23 protein-coding genes and 1 tRNA gene are annotated in these 20,963 nt (G+C 61.5%); 19 read left to right on the forward strand and 5 right to left on the reverse strand.

The features are described from left to right. The first annotated feature begins 40 nt into the window (after positions 1–40). The 11 genes from OU994_RS29685 to OU994_RS29735 all read left to right on the forward strand — a co-directional run bounded on the left by OU994_RS29685 (position 41) and on the right by OU994_RS29735 (position 8,986). Positions 41–568 (forward strand): sigma-70 family RNA polymerase sigma factor, encoded by a 528-nt coding sequence (locus OU994_RS29685; protein ID WP_281608818.1) that lies wholly within the window; start codon positions 41–43, stop codon positions 566–568. Then, the gene (locus tag OU994_RS29690) at positions 568–1,536 is read left to right on the forward strand and encodes a FecR domain-containing protein (protein ID WP_281608819.1); all 969 of its coding nucleotides are present in this window, start codon (positions 568–570) and stop codon (positions 1,534–1,536) included. Before OU994_RS29685 ends, OU994_RS29690 begins: the two co-directional genes overlap by 1 nt. 104 nt (positions 1,537–1,640) lie before the next feature. Then, complete coding sequence (locus OU994_RS29695; RefSeq protein WP_281608820.1) at positions 1,641–4,070, forward strand: TonB-dependent siderophore receptor; 2,430 nt, start codon at positions 1,641–1,643, stop codon at positions 4,068–4,070. Further along, complete coding sequence (locus tag OU994_RS29700) at positions 4,070–5,287, forward strand: PepSY domain-containing protein (protein WP_281611755.1); 1,218 nt, start codon at positions 4,070–4,072, stop codon at positions 5,285–5,287. Before OU994_RS29695 ends, OU994_RS29700 begins: the two co-directional genes overlap by 1 nt. A 121-nt stretch (positions 5,288–5,408) precedes the next feature. Next, positions 5,409–5,493, forward strand: a tRNA-Leu gene (locus OU994_RS29705). A gap of 172 nt (positions 5,494–5,665) precedes the next feature. Further along, positions 5,666–6,892, forward strand: coding sequence for an integrase arm-type DNA-binding domain-containing protein (locus OU994_RS29710; protein ID WP_281608821.1), 1,227 nt, complete (start codon positions 5,666–5,668; stop codon positions 6,890–6,892). Beyond that, positions 6,889–7,293, forward strand: coding sequence for a hypothetical protein (locus OU994_RS29715; protein ID WP_281608822.1), 405 nt, complete (start codon positions 6,889–6,891; stop codon positions 7,291–7,293). Before OU994_RS29710 ends, OU994_RS29715 begins: the two co-directional genes overlap by 4 nt. Before the next feature lie 112 nt (positions 7,294–7,405). Then, positions 7,406–7,639 (forward strand): AlpA family transcriptional regulator, encoded by a 234-nt coding sequence (locus OU994_RS29720; RefSeq protein ID WP_281608823.1) that lies wholly within the window; start codon positions 7,406–7,408, stop codon positions 7,637–7,639. After that, on the forward strand, positions 7,636–7,866 hold the full coding sequence (locus tag OU994_RS29725; RefSeq protein WP_281608824.1) for a hypothetical protein: 231 nt from the start codon (positions 7,636–7,638) through the stop codon (positions 7,864–7,866). Before OU994_RS29720 ends, OU994_RS29725 begins: the two co-directional genes overlap by 4 nt. Then, entirely contained in the window at positions 7,863–8,174 is a 312-nt protein-coding gene (locus OU994_RS29730; protein WP_281608825.1) for a hypothetical protein, read from the forward strand. The genes OU994_RS29725 and OU994_RS29730 overlap by 4 nt, the downstream gene beginning before the upstream one ends. After that, complete coding sequence (locus tag OU994_RS29735) at positions 8,174–8,986, forward strand: hypothetical protein (protein WP_281608826.1); 813 nt, start codon at positions 8,174–8,176, stop codon at positions 8,984–8,986. The genes OU994_RS29730 and OU994_RS29735 overlap by 1 nt, the downstream gene beginning before the upstream one ends. An 857-nt stretch (positions 8,987–9,843) precedes the next feature. On the opposite strand, the gene OU994_RS29740 is transcribed toward OU994_RS29735, so the two are convergent. Beyond that, positions 9,844–11,247, reverse strand: a complete 1,404-nt coding sequence (locus tag OU994_RS29740) for a hypothetical protein (protein ID WP_281608827.1) — start codon at positions 11,245–11,247, stop codon at positions 9,844–9,846. Between the two features lie 620 nt (positions 11,248–11,867). On the opposite strand from OU994_RS29740, the gene OU994_RS29745 reads away from it, so the two are divergent. Beyond that, the gene (locus OU994_RS29745) at positions 11,868–12,266 is read left to right on the forward strand and encodes a hypothetical protein (RefSeq protein ID WP_281608828.1); all 399 of its coding nucleotides are present in this window, start codon (positions 11,868–11,870) and stop codon (positions 12,264–12,266) included. Positions 12,267–12,307: 41 nt separating this feature from the next. Here OU994_RS29745 and OU994_RS29750 read toward each other — a convergent pair whose 3' ends face one another. Next, positions 12,308–12,535, reverse strand: coding sequence for a hypothetical protein (locus tag OU994_RS29750; protein ID WP_281608829.1), 228 nt, complete (start codon positions 12,533–12,535; stop codon positions 12,308–12,310). 93 nt (positions 12,536–12,628) lie between these two features. Between OU994_RS29750 and OU994_RS29755 the strand changes: the two genes are divergently transcribed. Both OU994_RS29755 and OU994_RS29760 read left to right on the forward strand, forming a co-directional pair. Continuing rightward, complete coding sequence (locus OU994_RS29755; protein ID WP_281608830.1) at positions 12,629–12,922, forward strand: hypothetical protein; 294 nt, start codon at positions 12,629–12,631, stop codon at positions 12,920–12,922. A 4-nt stretch (positions 12,923–12,926) separates the two neighbouring features. After that, on the forward strand, positions 12,927–13,331 hold the full coding sequence (locus OU994_RS29760) for a YozE family protein (RefSeq protein WP_281608831.1): 405 nt from the start codon (positions 12,927–12,929) through the stop codon (positions 13,329–13,331). Between the two features lie 139 nt (positions 13,332–13,470). Here OU994_RS29760 and OU994_RS29765 read toward each other — a convergent pair whose 3' ends face one another. After that, positions 13,471–13,908, reverse strand: coding sequence for a PIN domain-containing protein (locus tag OU994_RS29765; protein WP_281608832.1), 438 nt, complete (start codon positions 13,906–13,908; stop codon positions 13,471–13,473). After that, positions 13,899–14,420: a hypothetical protein gene (locus tag OU994_RS29770; protein ID WP_281608833.1), complete on the reverse strand. Its 522-nt coding sequence runs from the start codon at positions 14,418–14,420 to the stop codon at positions 13,899–13,901. Before OU994_RS29770 ends, OU994_RS29765 begins: the two co-directional genes overlap by 10 nt. A gap of 176 nt (positions 14,421–14,596) precedes the next feature. On the opposite strand from OU994_RS29770, the gene OU994_RS29775 reads away from it, so the two are divergent. Next, positions 14,597–14,863, forward strand: a complete 267-nt coding sequence (locus OU994_RS29775; protein ID WP_281608834.1) for a ParA family protein — start codon at positions 14,597–14,599, stop codon at positions 14,861–14,863. A 262-nt stretch (positions 14,864–15,125) separates the two neighbouring features. Here OU994_RS29775 and OU994_RS29780 read toward each other — a convergent pair whose 3' ends face one another. Continuing rightward, entirely contained in the window at positions 15,126–18,209 is a 3,084-nt protein-coding gene (locus OU994_RS29780; RefSeq protein ID WP_281608835.1) for a S8 family serine peptidase, read from the reverse strand. Positions 18,210–18,464: 255 nt separating this feature from the next. Between OU994_RS29780 and OU994_RS29785 the strand changes: the two genes are divergently transcribed. The 4 genes from OU994_RS29785 to OU994_RS29800 all read left to right on the forward strand — a co-directional run bounded on the left by OU994_RS29785 (position 18,465) and on the right by OU994_RS29800 (position 20,949). Further along, a complete protein-coding gene (locus OU994_RS29785; protein ID WP_281608836.1) occupies positions 18,465–18,587 on the forward strand; it encodes a hypothetical protein in 123 nt (40 codons plus the stop codon). Positions 18,588–18,612: 25 nt separating this feature from the next. Beyond that, positions 18,613–19,482 (forward strand): PEP-CTERM sorting domain-containing protein, encoded by an 870-nt coding sequence (locus OU994_RS29790; protein ID WP_281608837.1) that lies wholly within the window; start codon positions 18,613–18,615, stop codon positions 19,480–19,482. An 89-nt stretch (positions 19,483–19,571) separates the two neighbouring features. After that, positions 19,572–20,432 (forward strand): PEP-CTERM sorting domain-containing protein, encoded by an 861-nt coding sequence (locus tag OU994_RS29795; protein WP_281608838.1) that lies wholly within the window; start codon positions 19,572–19,574, stop codon positions 20,430–20,432. 106 nt (positions 20,433–20,538) lie between these two features. Then, positions 20,539–20,949, forward strand: coding sequence for a hypothetical protein (locus tag OU994_RS29800; RefSeq protein ID WP_281608839.1), 411 nt, complete (start codon positions 20,539–20,541; stop codon positions 20,947–20,949). The last annotated feature ends 14 nt before the right edge of the window (positions 20,950–20,963 follow it).

Consider the following 20,963-nt stretch of genomic DNA (forward strand, 5'->3'; position numbering starts at 1 on the left):
AAGCAACCAACTTCGCTCACCGCCAACACCGACGACACCCATGCCGGCCGCTTCTTCCACCCACGCGCCTGCCGGACTGCCCGCACAGGTGCAGCAGCTGTATGCCGGGCACCACCAGTGGCTGCTCGGCTGGCTGTCGCGCAAGCTCGGCTGCACCTTCCATGCCGCCGACCTGGCCCACGACACGTTCGTGCGCCTGCTGTCCAGCGAGCGAGCGGTGGCGATCGACGAGCCGCGCGCCTTCCTCACCACGGTGGCGAAGCGGCTGCTGCTGAACCACTACCGCCGTGAACAGATCGAACGGGCTTACCTGGAGACCCTGGCCGCCCTGCCCGAAGCGCTCGCCCCGTCGCCGGAAGAGCGCGCGATGGTGCTGGAAGCGCTGTGCGCGATCGACCGGTTGCTGGACGGCCTGCCGGCACCGGTCCGGCAGGCGTTCCTGTATGCGCAGCTGGAGGGCATGCCCCAGGCCGAGATCGCCCAGCGCCTGAATGTGTCGCAGACAACGGTCAAGCGCTACCTGGTGCGCGCGATGACGCAGTGCTACTTCGCCGGCGCGGCCAACTGATGGCGCTGGACATTCCCGTTCCGCCCCAGGTGGCGCCGGCGATCGCCCGCCGTGCGGTCGAGTGGCTGGTCGAACTGCAGGCCGGCACGCCCAGCACGGACCTGCGCAACGCATGGCAACGCTGGCGCGCCGCCCACCCCGACCATGAGCGGGCATGGCGCCATGTCGAGAGCGCCCATGCGCACTGGCAAGGCGTGGCATCGCCGATGGCGTCCGCGACGGCCCAGGCAGTGCTGGCCAAGCCCGGCTCGCCTGGGCGCAGGCACGCTGTCAAGACGCTCGCGCTGCTGGTGTTCACAGGCAGCGGGCTGGCCACCGGCGCGGCGACGGCACCGTGGGATAACTGGCTGGCGGACGAGCGAACCGGCATCGGCGAACGCCGCACGCTGCGGCTGGCGGAGGGCAGCACGGTCATCATGAACGGCGACAGTGCGCTCGACATCGACGGCCACCTGCATCGCCTGCGCCTGGCCGCCGGCGAAATCCTGGCATCCATGCCCAGTGCGCGCACGCTGCCGCTCACCGTGGAAACCGCGCATGGCACGCTGCGCGCCCTCGGCGCCCGTTTCGCGGTGCGCCTGCTGGCCAACGCCTCGCGCATCGCGGTGTTCGATGGCACGGTCGACCTGTTCGCGGCGGACGGAGCGCACATGCGGCTGCATGCCGGCCAGGGCACCAGGATCGGCCACGGCGGCATCGCACGGCCCGTCGCGGCGGACGAAGCCCTGACCGCATGGGCCGACGGCATGCTGATCGGCGGCCACATGCGGCTGGATGAATTCCTTGCCGAGCTGGCGCGCTACCGGCGCGGCACCATCCATTGCGACCCGGCCGTGGCAGGCCTGCGCGTGGCCGGCACCTTTCCACTGGCCAACACGGACCGGGTGCTGCGCGCCATCGCCGGGGTACTGCCCATCGAGGTCGTTCATTTCACGCGCTACTACGTGGTGGTGCGTCCGCGCCAATGATGTCCGGCGCCGCCGCGAAAAAATAACTCCCGCAAGGTGGTCTGTCTGGCCGGCTCGCGTGTCAAGGGTATGAATACCCCTGTTTACTTCGACCCGAGAACACCATGCATGACTATTCCCCGCTGGCGCGCGCGCGCCTGCACCTGACCACGCTGGCGCATGCGCTGGCCCTTGCCTTGCTTGCACCCGCTTGTGGCGCGCTGGCCGCCGGGGCGCCCGCCACCGCGGAAACGCGGCGGCAATACGACTTGCCCGCCGGCCCGCTCGATCCCGCGCTGAACCGCCTTGGCCGCGAGACGGGCATCCTGCTTGCCTACCCCGCCAACCTGACCACCGGCCTGCACACCGAGGGCGTGCGCGGCGCCTACACCGTGGCCGAGGCACTGGCCAGGCTGCTGCGCGGTACCGGCATCGTGGCGGTGGCGGGAGCGGACGGCGGCTACACGCTGACCCGGCAGTCTCCTGCCGGCAGCGTCCAGGAAAGCGGCGCGTCGCGCGTCATGCCCAGCGTGATCGTCGACGGCCTGCGCGAAACGGCGGACGGCCCCGGCACCGGCTATGTGGCGCGGCGCAGTGCCGGCGCCACCAAGTTCGACGTGCCCGTCACCGAAATCCCGCAATCGATCTCGATCGTCACGGCTGACCAGCTGGCCACGCTGAAGCCGGTCAGCCTCGGCGAAGCGATGGCGTACACGCCGGGCATCGTCGTCGATCCCGGCTACACCAATTCCTTCGACGTGTTCTACAGCCGCGGCTTTCGCCTGTCCGACACCAGCGGCGGGATCTATCGGGACGGCCTGAAATTCGGCGGCGCCGGCTGGGCCTCGGGCCAGCAGGAAGTGTATGGCCTGGAGCGGCTGGAACTGATCAAGGGCGCCGCGTCGGTGCTGTATGGCGCGGCCGCCCCGGGCGGCGTGCTCAATACCGTGACCAAGCGGCCCACGGCCGGCATGGTCAACGAAGTGCGCGCCTCGGCTGGCTCGCGGGGCCGGCGCGAGGCGGCCGCCGATCTCGGTGGCGCGATCGGCCCGGCATGGAACTGGCGCGTCACGGCGCTGGCACGCAACGACGAGACACAGGTCGACCATGTGCCCAACAACGGCCGCTACTTCGCGCCGGCCGTGAAGTGGCAGCCGTCGGCCGCCACCTCGCTGACGCTGCTGGCCCATGTACACGACCGCCGCACCGCCTACCAGTATTCGCTGCCCGCCGAGGGCACCCTGATCGCCTCGCCGTACGGCAGGCTGCCGCGCGGCCGCTTCGTCGGCGAGCCGGAGTTCGACCGCCAGGATGCGCGGCAGTACGGCGCCGCCCTGCTGTTCGAGCACGCCTTTTCGGACAGTACGCGGCTGCGCCACGCCACGCGCTACCTGAAATCGGAGAACCACGTGCAGTTCATCGGCCTGGACGGCGCTCTGGCCGACGATCCACGCCGGCAGGCACGCACCGCCTACGACGAGTGGGAGCGCACGCGCGGCATTTCCAGCGACACCTCGATCGAACAGCGCTGGCAGGGCCTCGGCATGACACACACGCTGCTCGCCGGCTTCGACTACGCGCGCCACAAGCCGGAGAGCCAGTGGTCGCTGGCGGCGGTGGCACCGCTCGACCTGTTCGCGCCGGTATATGGCGCGCGGCCGGAAGCCATGACGCTGGTGCCTTCCTACAGCACGCGCGCCATCGCCACCCGCAAGGGCATCTACGTGCAGGACCAGGCCAAGCTGGGCGAGCGCTGGGTATTCCTGCTGGGTGCGCGGCACGACTGGGCCAGCGATGCCCGCTCCCCGCTCGGCGGCACGCCAAGCTGGTCGACTGAACGCACCGAGGCAACCACGGGCCGAGCGGGCGCGGTGTACCAGGCCGGCAACGGCTTCGCGCCGTTCGCCAGTTTCAGCCAGTCGTTCGAGCCGCAGGCAGGCGTCGACGTCGTGGGCAACCGTTTCAAGCCGACCCGCGGCGAACAGGCGGAGCTGGGGCTGCGGTGGGAAGTGCCGTCCACCGGCGTGCTGCTGTCGGCCACGGTCTATACGCTCACGCAGCAGAACGTGATGACCAGCGATCCGCGCATGCCGGCGGTCCGCATGCAGACCGGCGAAGTGAAGTCCGAGGGCGCGGAGTTCGAGGCGAAAGGCCGCGTCGCCAGGCACGTCGACCTGATCGCTTCCTATGCCTATACGAACGCCCGCACCACGCGCAGCCTGCGGCCCACCGATATCGGCCTGCGCCAGCCTTCGGTGCCGCGCCAGCAGGCTGCCCTGTGGAGCGACGTGGCACTCGCCGCATTCGGCTGGCCGAAGTTGCGGGCCGGCCTGGGCGTGCGCCATACCGGATCGATGAGCGATGTGCAGGGCACCAATGCGCGCGTGCCATCCACCACCACGGTCGATGCGCTGCTCGCGTGGGAAACCGGCCAGTGGCGCACCGCCCTCAATTTCTCCAACCTGACCGACCGCGACTCGCTCACCTGCAGCTACGCAAGCTGCCTGTACGGTGAAGGACGCCGCGTCACGGCCACCATCGGCTACCTCTGGTGATGCGCGCCGCGCTGGTCCTCGCCCACCGCTACGTGGGCCTCCTGCTGGCGGGCTTCCTGCTGCTGGCGGGCGTGACCGGCAGCGTGCTGGCCTGGTACGAAGAGCTGGACGCGGCGGTCAATCCCCGCCTGTCCCACGTGGCGCCGCCAGGCGATGGCGCGGTGCCGCCCGATCCGCTGCGGCTGCGCGAACTGGTCGCCGAAGCCCTGCCGGCGGCCCGCGTGGATTTCGTGCCGCTGCTGCGCAGGCCGGGCGAGGCGGTGTTCTTCCTCGTCGCGCCGAAGCCTGGCGCGCTACTGGAGAACGACCAGGTCTTCGTGAATCCCCATTCAGGCGAACTGCTGGGCGGCAGGCGCTGGGGCGATATCGGCCAGGGCAGCACGAACCTGCTGCCTTTCATCTACCGGCTGCATTATTCGCTGGCCCTGGATACGGCAGGCACCACGCTGCTGGGCATCGTCGCGCTGCTGTGGGCGATCGATTGCTGGGTCGGTGCCGTGCTGACGTTTCCGGCCCGCCGGCACCGTTCAGGCAAGCCCTGGCTGGCGCGCTGGTGGCCGGCCTGGCAGGTGCGCCGCGGCACCAGCGCCTACAAGCTGCAGGTCGACCTGCACCGCGCCGGCGGCCTCTGGCCCTGGGCGATGCTGTTCATCATCGCCTGGAGCAGTGTCGGGTTCAACCTCCAGGTCGTCTACGACCCGGTCATGCGCGCCATGTTCGCGCACCAGCCGGCGGAAGACCTGCTGCCGCGCCGCGCCACGCCGCAGGCGCAACCGGGCATGAGCTGGGAAGCCGCCTTGGCCAATGGCCGCCGCCTGATGCGCGACGCGGCGGCCGCGCGCGGTGCCACGGTGCTGGAAGAAACGCTGCTGCGCTACGACCCGGGAACCGCCACGTTCCGCTACGTGGTGAAGAGCAGTGCCGATATCCGCGACCGCTATGGCAGCACCGCCGTGGTGTTCGATGCGAACACCGGCGAGCCCCGCTTCCACTGGTGGCCGACAGGCGGCGCCGCCGGCGATACCATCAGGACATGGATCACCAGCCTGCATCTCGCGGCGCTGTGGGGCATGCCGTTCAAGGCGTTCATGTGCGTGCTGGGCCTCGCTGTGGCGGTGCTCTCCGTAACCGGCGTGGTCATCTGGCAGCGCAAACGGCAGGGGCGGCGCGCCACGCAGGCCAAGCCCTCGCCAGCGGGCATCAGCAATGCGCGCTAGTTGCGCCGCTCGTTATCACATCGGCAAGATACCGGCGGCGGCGTGCAGGGTGTCGGCGGCGTGCAGGGCGGCGTGCAGGGTTGCTCCTGCTGGGCAAATCAGTGATAATGCACGGCGCGTTGCCGGGATGGCGGAATAGGTAGACGCACGGGACTCAAAATCCCGCGCCGCAAGGCGTACCGGTTCGATTCCGGTTCCCGGCACCAAGAACGAATACAAGAAAGTCCAGCAGCATCCAGAACCCGCATGCCTACCAGGTATCGCGGGTTTTTTGTTGTCCAGCAGTATCCAAGGCGGTAGCATGACAGCCAGCACAAATACCGTCATTTTTGACGGTATCTGGCGATACCGACATTTGAGATACCGACAGAAGACAAGATGGCACTTACCGACACATTCGTCCGACAGGTGAAAGCAAGCAGCGAGGCCGGGAACAAGCACGCCGATGGCGGCGGTATGTACTTGTTCGTCAAGGGCGGCGGGAAATACTGGCGCATGGACTACCGCTTCCTCGACAAGCGTAAAACGCTGGCGCTGGGCGTCTATCCCGACGTCTCCCTCGCCAAGGCCCGCAAACGGCGGGACGAAGCGCGCGAACTGCTGGCGGACGGAATCGACCCCGGCCAGCACAAGCGTGACAAGAAGCTCGAACAGGTCATTGCGGCAACCAACACTTTCGAGACGGTGGCCCGTCAGTGGCTCGCCAAGACTGCGGCGAACCGGGCAGCGATCACCCAAGAGAAAGTAACGGCTTGGTTGGAGCACAACGTATTCCCGTTCATCGGCAGCAAACCTATCAGCACCATCGGCCCGCGCGACGTGCTTGCCGCCGTCCGGCTTATTGAGGAGCGCGGCGCGTTCGATTCGGCGCACCGGGTCAAGCAGATTTGCGGCCAGGTTTTCCGGTTCGCCGTTGCCGAGGGCGTCGCCGAGCGCGACGTCACCGCAGACCTGCGCGGCGCACTGGCGGCTGTCCCGAAAGGCCACTATGCCGCCATCACCGAACCGCGAGAGTTAGGCGAATTGATGCGTTCGATCCATGGCTATGCGGGCCATCCGTACACCGTTGCGGCACTCAAGCTGTCGCCCCTGCTGTTCGTTCGGCCTGGGGAACTGCGCGCGGCGGAGTGGGCCGAGATCGACCTCGACGCGGCCGAATGGCGGATTCCCGGCGCCAAGATGAAGATGCGGATCGATCACATCGTACCGCTCGCAACGCAAGCGGTAGAGCTGCTACGTGCCGTTCACAAGCTGAGCGGCCACGGACGCTACGTCTTCCCCAGTATCCGAACCGGTGAGCGATGCATGAGCGAGAACACGATTAATGCCGCGTTGCGCGGCTTGGGCTACAGCAAAGAGGTAATGACGGCACACGGCTTCCGTGCGACCGCGCGAACCATACTTGACGAAGTGCTGAGTGAACGGGTTGACCTGATCGAGCACCAGCTCGCCCACGCGGTACGTGACCCTAACGGCCGCGCCTATAACCGGACCTCGCATCTTCCTGCCCGGCGGGAGATGATGCAGCGCTGGGCCGACTACCTTGACGTGCTCAGGCAAGGCGGAGACGTCGTGCCCGCTGTATTTGGCAGAAAAGCAGCATGAAGATTGACCTCAAAAAAATGGCCGTGGAAATGGCACTTGCGAAACGGCGCCATAAGCACCAAGAAGAGTTGGAGGCCATCAGAGATGCGCACTTGGCGGAGGTGCGAACGATAAAATTCTCAGCACTGGCAAAATCGAAGAAAAAGCCGAGGAAAACTAGCCGGGACGAGGTGTATTTAGCAGCAATTAGAACCGCTAGAACGGCAGATGACCCGCACAGTATTCTTGACGCACTTCGCAAACTAGCGCGCGAGCCACGCCCTTACCCACAATTGCTGGATCATGTCGCCGATGAAAAGCTATTCAAGTGGGAAGCCGGTGCAGATCAACCACCGGATATGCAGTCCGAAAAGGATGCGTTAGCTTCCATAAGGCGGCATCTAACCAAACGATCGCAATAAGGCGCATTAAGAAGCGTCAAGGTGCAATATATGGCGGTATTCATTTGACTCTCGTATCGTTCGCATCGATCCACAGCACACCGCAGTGGAAACTAGCGAAAGACTCCAGACCATGTATACAACCCTTTCTTCCCTCCCGTCTGTAACGGGTGACAGCATCCTCCGGCTTCCCCAAATTAAGGCGCGTTGTGGCCTTTCTCGCGCCAGCATCTACGCTGGCGTGAAAAACGGCACCTTTCCAGCTCCCGTCAAGCTGGGCGAGCGCGCCGTAGGTTGGCTTGCTTCTTCTATCGACGCGTGGATTCAATCGCGGGCGCAATCCGTCCGTCCGGGAGCATCGGCATGAACGCGAAGCACGTCCATAATCCGCTAAGCGCAGAGCATTTCCATGCCGTCGATTCTGCCACCTGCAAACAGACGATTGCCGAGTCGCAGCTCGAATACTCCATCGACATGGGAAGCATGACGGTGCATCATGGCACACGCTACGGCTCGCCGATTGTTATCGTGGAACACCATAATCAACGAGCTGACGAACTGTCCGGCATCTGGTTCGACGAGGGGCAGCAATGATCCATCGTATTGACCTTGATGACGACACCTCCGAACTGTTGCAAGCGCATTCCAACCTGACCGGACTGACCGTCAGCGGCCTGATCGACCGGCTGTTGAGTATTCACCTCCCTGAACTGCATGAGGTGCTGGCGCTGGCCGCCACATGCCCGGAATTGCGTGACGAAGCCGCAAATCTTATCGTCAGCTTCGGCCCAGAGCCGTTGGAGGCAGGAATCAAGCGCATCGCTCCCGCCGACTACCGCACGCTGGGCGAACAGTTCGAACGCGAGATGAGGGCGCCCGGTACCGCACGGGTTACGCATTGATGGCAGGCCAAAGCCTCGTAGCAGATGCTGCGCAGGGCTTTGCGCCACTCGGCCCACTGCTGCGTGCTGTCGGACCTTCAAAGCTTTACGAAGCGCGGCGGCGAGTGCTGAGTTTGCGCCGCGACGAACTGCTCGATCACTACCGCCTGGCGTTCGCGGCGGGCCAGCGCATGCGCGCATTCTTGATGGCGGAAGGGCTGGCGCTGCGAGGCGTGCCGCCGTTTGTAATACATGATGGCTTGACGTCGGGTAGCCTGGACGTCAATCAGCGTTACGGCTTGTTTCTGATCGATCTAGTGTGGCTTCGCCACCAGTACCCGGAACATGCTGACGTGGTGCGATATCAGCGCGGGAAGGCGATGTTGACCGGCGCCGAGGCAGTGTTCCATAGGGAGGCGGAGTTTGCGTTCTATCGAGGCATTCGCCCAGCTTGGAAGCTGGTTGGCTCCCTCTCGCTCACCGAGCGTCAGCAGTGGGATTGCGCGTGGCTGCGTTCTGCTCCGATCAAGAGGCGCGCGGCGGCGACCAATGCGGCGAGCGGCAGCGTGCGCGAGGCATTGCAGCGTGAGCTGCGCAAAGTGCGGCGGACAGCCACGTTCGGCGAAGCCGAAGCAGAGGCCGCGATACATCGCCGTCATGCGTTGTGGCTCTGCTCCCGTATTGGCAGCACTGTTGGCCCAACGGAAGTGGCAGAGCGTTACGAGCAATTGACGGGTCTGTCGATCACTCGCCAAGCGGCAGCGCAACAGCTAGAAAAAGTACGCGCGGCTGTGGGGAAAATCGAGATGAGTTCGGGCCTGCAAGCGAGATGACTAAGGGGGGCATAGACCCTTTTCGAGAACGTAGTTCTCGATTGGCTCTGTCACCCCTCAACGCGCGTGCTATGCCCCGAGAAATACATCCTCTGACCCATGACGGATAGAGATGGCTTTTCCGGAAATCGACCCATGACGCCGTCATGGGTCAACTCTTCACCGCTGTCACGGGTGTTTTCACACCGAGAGAGAGAAAACGCGCAAGCAAAGCGCAAACGAAATCGATCCTAATTCCAATCAACACTCCTTCGCAATAACTCACAACACTCTATGGACTTTTCACTTCTATCTCGGCACGGCAGCCGGGTAGGGTATATCTAAAGGAATTCACAGCAATATGCAACACGTTTCACTTGAACAAGCAACTGACCTTCTCAGCGTTATGACCGTCAACCAAACCGTAGACAGTGGCTTCGCTATTTCCCATTACGGCAACATCGGAGGGCGCCCGACGATCATCATCTACCCATGCTGGAATAACGGCGACTGTTACGTCGTCCAGTAACCGCGAAAGCAGGGCCACAGGAAAGCGGACACCCGTCTTCCTTCGCGCTTGCGTGGTCAGTTACTAGTAATTGATCTTACCAAAAGACGAAGTCCTAGATATAAGCGCAGTCCGCTATGCGTTACCGTTCATCGTTTGGGGCGTGTAAACGCGAAACCTTATAGGGCCTTTGAAAAACCTCCATAAAATCATTTACTTTCACCGCCACGGGAAGAACCTTGAAAGCCTAAGTTTGCACATTCGACGTTTTTTAAGCGCGTTAACCGACAGCGCGCATTACGAATTTACTTCTGGACATTGCAGCGACAAAAGTTACACGCAACAGCCGGAGCAGGGATATAAAACACGCCTACTTCGCTTCTTGCGAATTTATCCGAAGCTTCGCATCAAGTTCATTCCATTTTTTTTCTACTTTTTCATAGTGTACAGCTGGAATGTTCGGGAAGGCACTTCTAATGAAAACGTCAACCATCCATTCGTTATATTGCTCGCTATTTTTTTTCATAAAGAATTCTTCTATTCCTGTAGCGCTGAGCACGGCCACCATTTCCTCAAATTCCTGGCATGACACGACCGTTATAGGGGAAGATACCATTATGGCCTTTTCAAGCCCCTCCCTCTCCAACAGCGCTTCCAACTCGGCATTAAACTTATCTTTGATCGGCGGCCCGAAAAGAATCCAATCCTCCAAAGTAACGATTACTGGGTAGGATTTCCTATCGTTTTTATCCCAGTGAGGCAGGCCGTTCTGAGCCTCGATCATATTCTTGTATAATTGCACTCCAGCCTGTGCGAGCACATTCAGTTGTCTTCGCAATGCATCTTCAGCAGAAAGCTGTATAGCATCGAGAGTCATTCTCTTTGTCTTGCACTCGATAAATATATTAGAAAAACCATCAGTCACAATCCAGTCAGTTCCGTGCTTTAGATTTCCGTCCATGTGGTAAGGTGTTTCACCAACAATCGTAAATCGGCCTTCCTGCAAAGTAGACTCCAACAGCTCACCAATATATCCTTCAAATGCAGAACCGTAGTGATTTCCGAAATTCTTGAAATCTTTCAAATCATAAAATAGACCATGCCCTAATCTTCCCCAAATAAAAGATGGCATTGGGCAATATAGCCGCTCCGGATGAGCATGCTCAAGAATAATGAATGGTGTTGCTGAAACTGCGTTCCAAGTGTACTCCCAATTATCGTCGTACCGCTCTAACGCCTTTAGTTTCTCTTTAATTTCTCTGATTGGAGATGACAGCTTTCGGAAGAATTGGCCAGACTGCTCAGATGATATCCCAAAGGTTTCCAGTTCTTGGGTAGCGAGGAATCCTGGCTGTGACTGCAAACTGGCAGTAGCATAAAGAGCTAGATAATAGCACTCAACAATGGGCACCCCAAACTCTTCCACGATGAATTTATTAAGCTCTTCTTTTCCATATATTTGAGCATATCGCAGGATATAGGAGGCTCGTTCGTTCCTTCTATTCAAAGACCATTGAGTGTGTACTAGGGGATGCAAGTCATCCACAACCTGGTCCGGATTCCCTCTATCTATCCTGCCCTGAGCAATGAAGCCCTGGATATCTCTAATCGCATTCATGCTCGAAGCCAGAGTCCCATAGGTAAATTCAACTCCCCCAAACTCCTGGCAGTTAAGAATTACTTCGCGGGTAAGTGTGGAAAGCTGGTGTAGATGGACAAACTTCTTTATGTTTTGCCCGCCATGCAGCTGGGGACTTAACGGCCGCTTGTTCATGATATTCTGGGAATACGCCCATATTGCCATCAACGCACTGCGCAAGTTAACTTTTGATAACAGGTTTCTTAATGGCTTATATTTATGGTACATTGTTTCTTTTCAATTCTGATATTTCAGATTTATAGTCAACATGTAGCGATGCAGCACATCCAGATATCTCTATGTACGCGTCACGCGAAGAGCTTGGCGATGGCATTGGGTCGATGAAAGCGCATTTGAGTGGATACACTGCTGCTGCAGATTGCTCATCCGTTATGAACGACTGGCCGCATACAGAGCTGTTCCTCACTTATGTTCACCCATCTATCGAAGACCCGTCGAGAGTTTTTGTTCCGTACTGTTAGTTCAGTCACCGGTGACTGAACTAAAACAACAGTGGAGGCATAACGCTTGACGGGCGGAGGGTGAAGTCTTAGTAATTTCACCGCCCGCTGATGGCCCTGCCTTCCTCAACTTCCGACCGGAAAAGACCCCTCCTTATAGAATCCGGGGTGGCCGCAAATGCTCATCCTTACACATAGCTGTAGCTGGAACGCACCATTCCTGTTCTTCCATCTTTCCCCGGAGACGGCTTGAGGTTAATCTGAGGGGACGAGGTTCCTCGGGAGGGCGCTGTAATGGAAAGCATTCTGCACTGGTGGCCATGGATAGTGATAGTCGCAGGCATATCGCTGCTTTTCTGGACATATCATCGTCAACGAAAGCTGGCGGCGCTAGAAGAGGAATTCCGAGCTACCTTGGAGTACCCGCTTCCTACTGAATGCCGTGGGTATCTGCCATTCGGGGAAGACGATGTAGAGGCGCCAGCCGCAAGCCAGATCTCCCCACCCGAAGAAGGCCCTCATCGTTACGCGCCAAGCGTGTCTCATCAAGTGGTCATGTCGATAATAGTCACGCTGGCAATACTTGCAGCTGCTCTGTACGTGGTGCTTGCGCAGCAGGCATATTCTGATGCTCATCAGAAATGGGCATTTGGCGCCATTGGAACCATCGTCGGATATTGGCTGAAGAAGTGACCAGTACGTTCCTGCCCTAATTTCCGACCGGACAGATCCATCTATCTGCTTAGCGTAAGCTCATCCTCAACACCAAAGTTTTCCTTCATAAACGCTTGGGCCTCTTCCCGCGTAGCGACGACATGCTCGTAAGTGTGGGCCACGGTCTCCAACTTGATGACGACTTTCTGGCTGAACGTTGCAAGGCTACAAGTGACTGAGCGCACGTGATCACGGTTGAGAAAGAAAGTCGCTCGTCCACCTGGAACGGGCAAATTGATCAGCTTCATCGTTGGTGGACTCCTGAAAGCGGCTGAGTGTAACCCACGGGGTGTCTTTTGACCATGTCGATGGACTGCGTTTGCCCGATTGCAAACGCGTGATTGCAAACGCTCCATCAAAAACTTGATGTCGTTGATTCGGCGCGCCGCGCAGGCTACTATCTTTTCTCGCCAGCGCAGCTGGCTCAACAAGGATATGCAATGCGAGACCCAAGGGACGTTGGCAACAAAGTGTACACAGTGATCGGCGACCTCATGCTTAAGTATGCAGGAGAGCACCATCCACACATGGTCATGTGCGGGCAATGCGCGGAAGAGAAATCGAAGGACATCGTCGCCACCGGACCGTGGGCAACAGCCGAATGTGAAATTTGCGACTATCATTCCGAAGCTTAAAATCATGAAGATCGAGATCGAAATTCCAGACACTCCAGAACTGGAGGGCATTCCTGACGATGATATGGCGCGCATTATCGACGAGGCAGTTCGTGGCTTGCACCTGTACGAGTACAGTGGTGAAGATGTGGATCTGACCGACGCCCGCGCTCGCGTTACCGAAAGCGCGTGGACGCGGAAGCCAGCCGGATCATTCCGTCAATGGCTGAGGACGCAGAAAAACCGGGATGACATCGTCGGTGATCTGGCGAGGGATGTTCTTGACGACAGCAAGGCGCCGTCTGGCCGACTCTCGAAAGGAGAGTGGCGTGATTACCTTGGAGGCCGGGACCACCTTGTCAACGCGTTGGATGAAGCTTGGGCGCAATTTGCCGCTCTCACTGCCAAAAACCCTAACCCCAAGCTCTGACAGCTCGCAAAATTTCGACAATATCGGTTGATCTCAACGTGCTTGCTCAGGCCTGCGCGCCGAGATCAATGGTACACACCCGATATCGACACGTATAAATCATGAAATCTTTCGTTTGGCCGAAAGACGGTGCATCGCGTTACACTGGCCGCGCTGCAATATTGTGAACTACGTTGTCGGTGACTTGATATGGAACACGCATAAGTTTTACGTCCCTAAAGTCGCCTGGATTGCGGGTGATCAAAGTGCGCCCGGTCACGTTCGCGGTCGCCATGATAATGGCATCAGGTGTTTTCAGCTTGTCGCCTGTGCCAGCCTTCTTTCTGGTAATGCTCATCTTCCGAAGTCTAACGCTCTCCTTAATGATACTGTCGTCAGTATGGAGGATATAGATCGGCAAGTTGCTGACAACCTCTTCAAATTCCACGAGCTGTGACGAGGTTAAACCCACTGCCACCTCTGCCCATGTGATGGCGCTAATGGCGATGTTTGCGTGATAAGCGATCTCAACTTCAGCTACCCCGATACCGTTAAAAAGGTCAATGAGAATATTACTATCCAGTAACACTAATCCCATTCAGCACGTTCCCTGAGCTGATATTCCACGCCGTCCGTAATTTCCCCTCCATCCCTTTTCAACATTCCACGGACCTTTTTCAACACCTGTCTACGACGTTCTTCATCTGGATCAACCGAGTACGACAGTGAGTGAGCCTTAGCATAAGAAGGTTCTGATGAGTGAGCTTTAGCATAAGAGGGTGCTGACTTAACTGCATGGCAGAACTTCGACACTGCCGAATTTAAAATAGCGTCGTATGAACTTGACAAATAGTTCAAACGCAAAATATCGACTTTCTTCGCAAATTGCGGCTCGATTCGGCACAACGCTTGATTAGAGAAAGACGCCTCAATTGCTTTAGTAAGGGCGAACTCGTCGAACTTGTACCCCGAAGCGATAGCCTCCAGCGAGCTCGCTTGGCTCACCAATTGTTGAAGCGATAGAAGGCGCTTGAACTTCTCAAGTTCAGCCAAGTCCCACCCATGACCGCCGTTTTGGTGACTCTTGAGGATCGGTTTGTAAGCTTTCATGGTCGTTCTCCCGGCTCGCGGCACTTTACTCAAGTTTGATACATCAGTTTAACGCAAGTAGGCGGGCGTGTCGCTGGATGCATGAGTGTTGCTAACTGGAAAGCCAATTCAGTTGCCTTAAATATAATATCTTGTCGGCAAAATGTATTGCCTCAAAATCGCATTCAAGGGAAAACATGGCCGTCGTTGGACTGCTCAATCAGAAGGGCGGCGTCGGCAAGACCACGCTCGCCATCGCACTCACCGCATGCTTCGCCCAGCTCGGATTCCGCGTGCTGCTCGTTGATATGGACCTGCAGGGCAGCGCCTTGGACTGGGCTGCCGCGCACCAAGGCGACCCGCTGTTCACCGTCGTGGGCTTGCCGCGGGCGTCCGTCCACAAGGACATCGCCCAGATCGGCGCTGGGGCGTTGCAAGAGCACCACAGGGTAGTCCCTTTGTAAATTCACGGCACTTTTGTCGGTATCTTTCTATACCGGAATCGCAGAACGTAGCATCTATGCGGCTTACAGACCAGCTTTTGATTCCGGTTCCCGCACCACCCTTTGGTATCACTCGGCATTAAAAAACTCTGAACCCGCATGTTTTCAAGACATTGCGGGTTTTTTGTTGCCTCACGCTGTCTTTCCAGCTGGGCACCAAGAGGCGATCCTCAATCCCTGCCTCCCGCGGCGCACCGGCGGTACAAGGCCGGGATCGATCACCCTACCGCTCGGCGCGCATCCGCTTGAAGGCCCCCGTCGGCACTTCCCGCGGCACGTCCCGCGTATCGATGTCGAGCTGCGTGACGGTGCCGGCGCCCGTGGCCGGGTTCAGCAGGTGCACGCCGCCGAGGTAGTGCTTGCCCTGCTCCAAGCCGGTCCAGCTGACGCCCACCTGGTACGAGCCGCCCTGTGCCACGGCGGCCGGCAGCGCCAGCTTGACGCTGCCCCTGGTATCCCTGGGAATCGCCGTGGCATACGACAGCGTGAAGCTGGTGCTGCTGCCGTTCTTGAGCTGGTAACCCAGCACGCAGATCTTCGCCACGCCCATGCCGGGCTTGACCAGCGTGACGCTCTCGTTCGAATCGGCGTGGCCGCTGTAGCCGACCAGCTGGTTGTACTGGTCCAGCACGGCCAGGTCCAGGTCGTTGTCGGCGCCGCCTTCGGTGTCCCGGTTGGCGATCTCGAACCGCGCGATGACGGTATTGTTCGGGATGCCGATCGACACCGCCTTCACGCCCGCGCCGCGCGCCTTGCAGGCATTCACCACATCGTCCATCGATTCGATCGAGCCGGCGGGCGCCTGGGTCACGGTCTGCGCCAGGCGGGTGTATTCGCGCATCCCGCCCCGCTCCGCCGTCATGACACCATCGAAGCCCGCCTGCACGTCGATCTGGCGGGTGCCGCTGGTGCTGGTGGCGGAGACCACCGCCGGGGCTTCCACGCCGCTGTTATAGCGCGCCTGCAATGGGCTGCGCACCTTGCGCTCGCCATCCTCCCACACCAGTTCGCCCAGCTTCCATGCGCCGTGCGCGGCATCGGTGCGCGCCAGGCTGACGGAGTAGCTGCCGGTCTCGCCCGGCGCAAGCTGCAGCGTGGCCGGCGTGACCGTCACATCGAAACCATCGAGGCTGGTGCTGGCGTTGTAGAGCGCGGTCGTGTCGCCGACGTTGGTGACACGGCGGGTGACGGTCTGGTTGCCGACGACGCCGGGCAGCGCGATGGAGGCCAGGTTCAGCGCATGGCCGGGCAGGCTGCCTTGCCCGCAATCGACGGTTTCGCCGCTGGCGCCGCATACATAGCGCTGGTAGTCGGCGGGGGTGATGTCGTACACCAGGCCGGGATCGGCGGAGACATTCGGCACCACCAGGCCGGCGCCCTGGCCCCACGGCAGCGTGCCGTCCATGTCGCCTTCGAGCGATGTCGGCAGCACGGTGCGGGCGCTGGTCATCAGCGCCGACTTGATGGCGGCCGGCGACCAGCCGGCATGCCGCTGCTTCAGCAGCGCGGCGATGCCGGCCACGTGCGGCGTGGCCATCGAGGTGCCGGACATGTACATCGACAGGCTGTGGGCCCGCCCGGTGCCCGTCACGACGGCGCCGCGCTGCGCGGGGCTCAGGCTGGGCGAGATGCCGGCCAGGATATCGACGCCCGGGGCGGTCATGTCGGGTTTCATCACGCCGGGATCGAAAACGTTCGGGCCGCGCGAGGAAAAGTCGGCCAGCGCAGGGCCGTACATCTGCGTCAGCTCGCTGGCCGACAGCGCGGCGCGGGCGCCGGCCGTGCCCGCGTAGGCGTAGATCGCTTCGCCGTCCGCCTGGCCGACATAGATGGTGGGCAGGCTGTACAGGCTGAGCGTGGGACCGGAACCGTTGTCCAGCAAGATCACGCCCGCGCCGCCGGCGGCCTTCACCACGTCGACCTGCCGGGCCGGTTCGATGAAGCCGCGCGAGCACGCCACGATCTTGCCGGCCACCTTGGCGGGGTCGAGCTGCACGGCACCGGCTTCCTCCGCGCCGAAACACTGCTGCGCAAACGAGCTGTCGCCGCCCGCCACCACGGCGGCGCCAGCGCGGATCACCGGCGTCGCGGGCAGCACCTTCGCGTTGAGCGAGCTGCCGTGGAAGACCTGGCCGCTGGCCAGCGTGACCGCGGCGGTGTGCGTCCGGTCATGGGTGGCGGCGGCCACCGTGGCGAGCCACGGCCCCATGTGGTTCACAGTGTTGCCGGGACCGTAGTTACCGCCGGCGGCAGCCACGAACACGCCGGCCGTCACCGCATGGCGGAACGCCTGTTCAACGGGCTCCAGCGGGCTCAGGCCGCCCGTGATCGAGTAGTTCAGCACGTCGACGCCGTCGGTCACCGCGGCCTCGATGGCGGCGATGCTGTCGCTGTCGTAGCACGTGTTGCCCACCTCGGCGTTGGTCGGCCGGAAGCTCCAGCACACCTTGTACGCGGCGATGCGCGCACGCGGCGCGATGCCGCTGCGCAGGGCCAGCATGTCCCCGTTCGGTGCGAGGGCCGGCACGTTGGCGTTGCCGGCCGCCGTGGTCGACGTGTGGGTGCCATGCCCGCCCATGCCGGCCGGTCCGCCCAGCGAATCGCGCGGCGACTGGAATTCGGTCCAGTGCAGCGCGTTGCCGCTGGCCCGGAACCCACCGTCGAAGTAACGCGCACCGATCAGCTTGTTATTGCACTGCGCTTCCGTGAAGCCTTCGCCAGCCTGGCAGGCGCCTTTCCAGCGCGCGGGCGGCGCACCGTATGCCAGGGTGGCGCCGCCGTCGAAGGTGGGCCGGCCCTTGCTGTCGACCCGGTCGGCGTACGACAGGTTTTCCGGCCACACTCCGGTGTCGATCACGCCGACGATGATGTCTTCGCCGGCCTGCTCGCTGCCGCCGAGCTGCTCCCACAGGCCGCCCGGCTGGTCGAGGCCGAGGAAGGCCGGCGTGTAGTTGGTAATCACGCGCTGGCGCTGGTCGGGCACGATGCGCAGCGTCTTGCCGCTGGCTTTCAGCGTGCGCACTTCGGCATCGGTGAGGCGCGCGGCAAAGCCGTTGAACACCACCTGGTACTGGTGCGTGATCGCGGCGGCCGGCAGGAGGGCCTTGACCTGGTCCTGCCTGCCGCTGAGGTAACCCTGGTATTGGCGCGCAGGCGTGCTGGAGACATCGAGCCGCTGGCCGGTGGCGACCATGGTCGCGCGCAGCCCGGTGATGTCGCCCCGATAGCTGGCGACCGGCGGTTCGGCCAGCTGGACGATGTAGGCCCGGCGCAGCTCGGCGGCATGGGCCACATGGACGCATGCCAACGCTGGTAGCGCTCCCATCAACAGCCGTAAAAATCGGTGTTTCCGAACCCTGGATTTCGTCATTGCAGCACCCTCCCCGTGTGGTTTGCGTTACTTCCTGACCAATAGTCGACAGGCGAATATAGCAACCTCGCCGGCAACAAGGTATGGAATTTTCGGCAAAAAAATGCTTCCGTTAACAAATTCCAACGGAATAAGGGAAACGTTCCCATCGCGTTCCGATCAATATCCCGGCGATAAAATGCGGCTTCGACGATGCAATTTCATTCTGCAGAGCTGGCTGGAACGGCGGCAAAAAACGCGGCTTTTTTACCCGCTGTAAAAATAAAAAAAATGCACCGGGTGATGGACAAGCCGCAAGATCCTCAGCATATTTGACTTCATGACAACCCGAGGAGGTTCAATGAAATTTGTCGCTTCCCATGCGGCGGCGGCCGTTTGCCTTGCAGTTGCAGCCGGTCCCGCGCTTGCTGACGCGTTCAGCACCCTGGCAGTCAACCACGTCACCGTGACGGTGATCGACCTCGATCCGAACGATGGCATCGCAGCCGGTATCTCGTTCCTGCCCGACCCGGCAATGTACATGGGAGGCGCCCTCGTGCGTGGCGAGGCGCTGAACTATCGCGACAGCATCAACGAGCCGGGGGCCCAGTACAAATCGTATTTCAACCGTGGCGCCTGGCCGGCCACCAATGTGGCGGGCAACGTGCATACCGACCTGGCGACGCAGGCCGGCAGCGTGACCGGCTCCAGCGAAGGGGTCGGGTTCACCGCTGCGGACATGTCTGGTAGCGCTCACAGCGGCGCCGGCCAGCGCTCGCATTTCTGGGGCTATGCCAGCCTGCCCGGCAGCCCGAGCGGCCTGCTCGACTTCACGCTGACCGCCAACACGAAAGTGGTGTTTTCACTGGATGCGTCGATGAGCGCCAGCACCACCATCGCCGCGCCATGGCAGGGCAACAGCGAAAGCGCCTCGGCCATGCTGAAGCTGTTCGCCGGCGGCCTGGCGGCGGATGGCGTGACGCCGCTGGAAGACCTGGCCGAGCAAGGCATCAGCGTGCTGGCGGGCGAATCGGACAGCTGGAGCGGCGTACTGTCGGCAAGCTTCAGCAACCTGGGCGACGCGAGTACCCAGGGCGTGTTCGGCGCCAACGCCACGATCCAGGGCGACGCCGTGCTGGCAGCCGTGCCGGAACCGTCGACCTACGGGATGCTGCTGGGCGGGCTGGGGCTGATCGGCGTGCTGGCTCGCCGCCGCCACCGTGCCGGATGAAGCCTGCTCACCGGAGCTCACGGACCATGCTCCACTGAACGCAGCTCACTGAACGCAGCTCACTGAACGCAGCTCACTACGGAGAACCCATGAAGCGCTTTGCAATACATACGCTGGCCCTGGCCTGCATGGCGGCGGTGGCCGGCCCCGCGCTGGCGGATGCCAGCAGCAGTGCGACTTTCGGCAACCTGGTCATCACGCTGACCGACCTGGATACCGGCGACGGCATCGCACCGTCGCTCACCTTCAACCTGAACGGTCCCTCGTTCATCGACAGCCGGGCCGAGGGCTTCGGCGAAGTGTCGGAGAGCTACCAGTTCCAGAACTACGCGCCGCAGCAGGGCGGCCTGTTCACGGGCGAGACGCACTCCGCGTGGTCGTCTTCCGTGGGCAGCATCATGACCGCGAATAACGTGGCGGGGTTCACGTGGATGTCCGCGGAAGGCGCGGCGCACAGTGCCCTCGATGCCTACGGCACGTATCGCGCCGCGTCCATCGGCGCGACGCCCGAGAATACCTTTACGCTGTCCGCCAACACGGCGGTCACCTTCAGCGTCGTCGCGGACATGCACGCCCGCACCTCCATGGGCTACAACCTGGAAGCCGACATGGCCGAGTATGCGACATCCCATGCCCTGCTGAACGTGGGCGGGATGGTAAATGGCACGTTCGTGACGGATGCGCAGGAACGCTATATCGATGCCGGCTTCGACGTCCTCGACGACAACACCGTGGTCGGTGTCAGCAACAGCTGGGACGGCGTGCTGTCGGCCAGCTTCGCCAACACGGGTGGCGCCGAGACCAGCGGATTTCTCCAGACCTTCGTCATCGTGGAAGGCTATTCGTCGGTGTGGGATGGCGTGACGCCGGTACCGGAACCCGGCACCTATGCCATGCTGCTGGGCGGTCTCGCCTTGCTGGGCGTGGCGGCACGCCGCCGCAAGGCATGACAGGCCGCGCCTGCGTGCTCCGCCGGCACACTCGAGGCGCAAGACGACGGTCCAGCCACAGCATGCTCTGGTAAGCTGCCGCGTCATCGATCTCAGGGAGAACCACATGAAAACCTGTTCGCTTGCACTGGCATTGCTGGCGATGTGCTCCGGCGTTGCCGCGCAGGAGGCGCCGAGCGGCGAGGCTTTGGGCAATCCGGAAATGGAAGGGCTGGTGGCGGCGTGCGCCAAGGCGGTGGAGCAGCGGGCCGCGGCCTATCGCGCGCTGCTCGATGAGCCGCTCAGCTGCGGCACCCGCCTGGCCAAAGGTCCCCTGCTGGCACGTTCGTCCGAACAGTACCGGGCGCGCGTGGACCAGGCATCGCGGCGGATCGTGCAGGAGTCGCGCGCCGATCACCAGGGAATCCGCGGCGCATGCGAATCCATGGCGCTCGCCTGCATCGACCGGCATCCCGGCCTGTCGCCCGCACAGAAGATGACGGCGATGCAGGCCATCGCAGTCGATGGCGCCAACTAGGCAGCCGCTGGTTC

The organism is Pseudoduganella sp. SL102 (genome assembly GCF_027856995.1).
Classification (GTDB): Bacteria; Pseudomonadota; Gammaproteobacteria; order Burkholderiales; family Burkholderiaceae_D; genus Rugamonas; species Rugamonas albidiflava.

What these genes read in the sequence shown, in the direction of transcription:
- OU994_RS29730 (WP_281608825.1), top strand. Translation starts at nt 7,863, where the DNA reads ATGATCCATCGTATTGACCTTGATGACGACACCTCCGAACTGTTGCAA.
- OU994_RS29685 (WP_281608818.1), top strand. Translation starts at nt 41, where the DNA reads ATGCCGGCCGCTTCTTCCACCCACGCGCCTGCCGGACTGCCCGCACAG.
- OU994_RS29700 (WP_281611755.1), top strand. Translation starts at nt 4,070, where the DNA reads ATGCGCGCCGCGCTGGTCCTCGCCCACCGCTACGTGGGCCTCCTGCTG.
- OU994_RS29725 (WP_281608824.1), top strand. Translation starts at nt 7,636, where the DNA reads ATGAACGCGAAGCACGTCCATAATCCGCTAAGCGCAGAGCATTTCCAT.
- OU994_RS29790 (WP_281608837.1), top strand. Translation starts at nt 18,613, where the DNA reads ATGAAATTTGTCGCTTCCCATGCGGCGGCGGCCGTTTGCCTTGCAGTT.
- OU994_RS29775 (WP_281608834.1), top strand. Translation starts at nt 14,597, where the DNA reads ATGGCCGTCGTTGGACTGCTCAATCAGAAGGGCGGCGTCGGCAAGACC.
- OU994_RS29715 (WP_281608822.1), top strand. Translation starts at nt 6,889, where the DNA reads ATGAAGATTGACCTCAAAAAAATGGCCGTGGAAATGGCACTTGCGAAA.
- OU994_RS29760 (WP_281608831.1), top strand. Translation starts at nt 12,927, where the DNA reads ATGAAGATCGAGATCGAAATTCCAGACACTCCAGAACTGGAGGGCATT.
- OU994_RS29765 (WP_281608832.1), bottom strand. Translation starts at nt 13,908, where the DNA reads ATGGGATTAGTGTTACTGGATAGTAATATTCTCATTGACCTTTTTAAC.
- OU994_RS29745 (WP_281608828.1), top strand. Translation starts at nt 11,868, where the DNA reads ATGGAAAGCATTCTGCACTGGTGGCCATGGATAGTGATAGTCGCAGGC.
- OU994_RS29735 (WP_281608826.1), top strand. Translation starts at nt 8,174, where the DNA reads ATGGCAGGCCAAAGCCTCGTAGCAGATGCTGCGCAGGGCTTTGCGCCA.
- OU994_RS29720 (WP_281608823.1), top strand. Translation starts at nt 7,406, where the DNA reads ATGTATACAACCCTTTCTTCCCTCCCGTCTGTAACGGGTGACAGCATC.
- OU994_RS29690 (WP_281608819.1), top strand. Translation starts at nt 568, where the DNA reads ATGGCGCTGGACATTCCCGTTCCGCCCCAGGTGGCGCCGGCGATCGCC.
- OU994_RS29800 (WP_281608839.1), top strand. Translation starts at nt 20,539, where the DNA reads ATGAAAACCTGTTCGCTTGCACTGGCATTGCTGGCGATGTGCTCCGGC.
- OU994_RS29740 (WP_281608827.1), bottom strand. Translation starts at nt 11,247, where the DNA reads ATGAACAAGCGGCCGTTAAGTCCCCAGCTGCATGGCGGGCAAAACATA.
- OU994_RS29710 (WP_281608821.1), top strand. Translation starts at nt 5,666, where the DNA reads ATGGCACTTACCGACACATTCGTCCGACAGGTGAAAGCAAGCAGCGAG.
- OU994_RS29770 (WP_281608833.1), bottom strand. Translation starts at nt 14,420, where the DNA reads ATGAAAGCTTACAAACCGATCCTCAAGAGTCACCAAAACGGCGGTCAT.
- OU994_RS29795 (WP_281608838.1), top strand. Translation starts at nt 19,572, where the DNA reads ATGAAGCGCTTTGCAATACATACGCTGGCCCTGGCCTGCATGGCGGCG.
- OU994_RS29695 (WP_281608820.1), top strand. Translation starts at nt 1,641, where the DNA reads ATGCATGACTATTCCCCGCTGGCGCGCGCGCGCCTGCACCTGACCACG.
- OU994_RS29750 (WP_281608829.1), bottom strand. Translation starts at nt 12,535, where the DNA reads ATGAAGCTGATCAATTTGCCCGTTCCAGGTGGACGAGCGACTTTCTTT.
- OU994_RS29785 (WP_281608836.1), top strand. Translation starts at nt 18,465, where the DNA reads ATGCAATTTCATTCTGCAGAGCTGGCTGGAACGGCGGCAAAAAACGCG.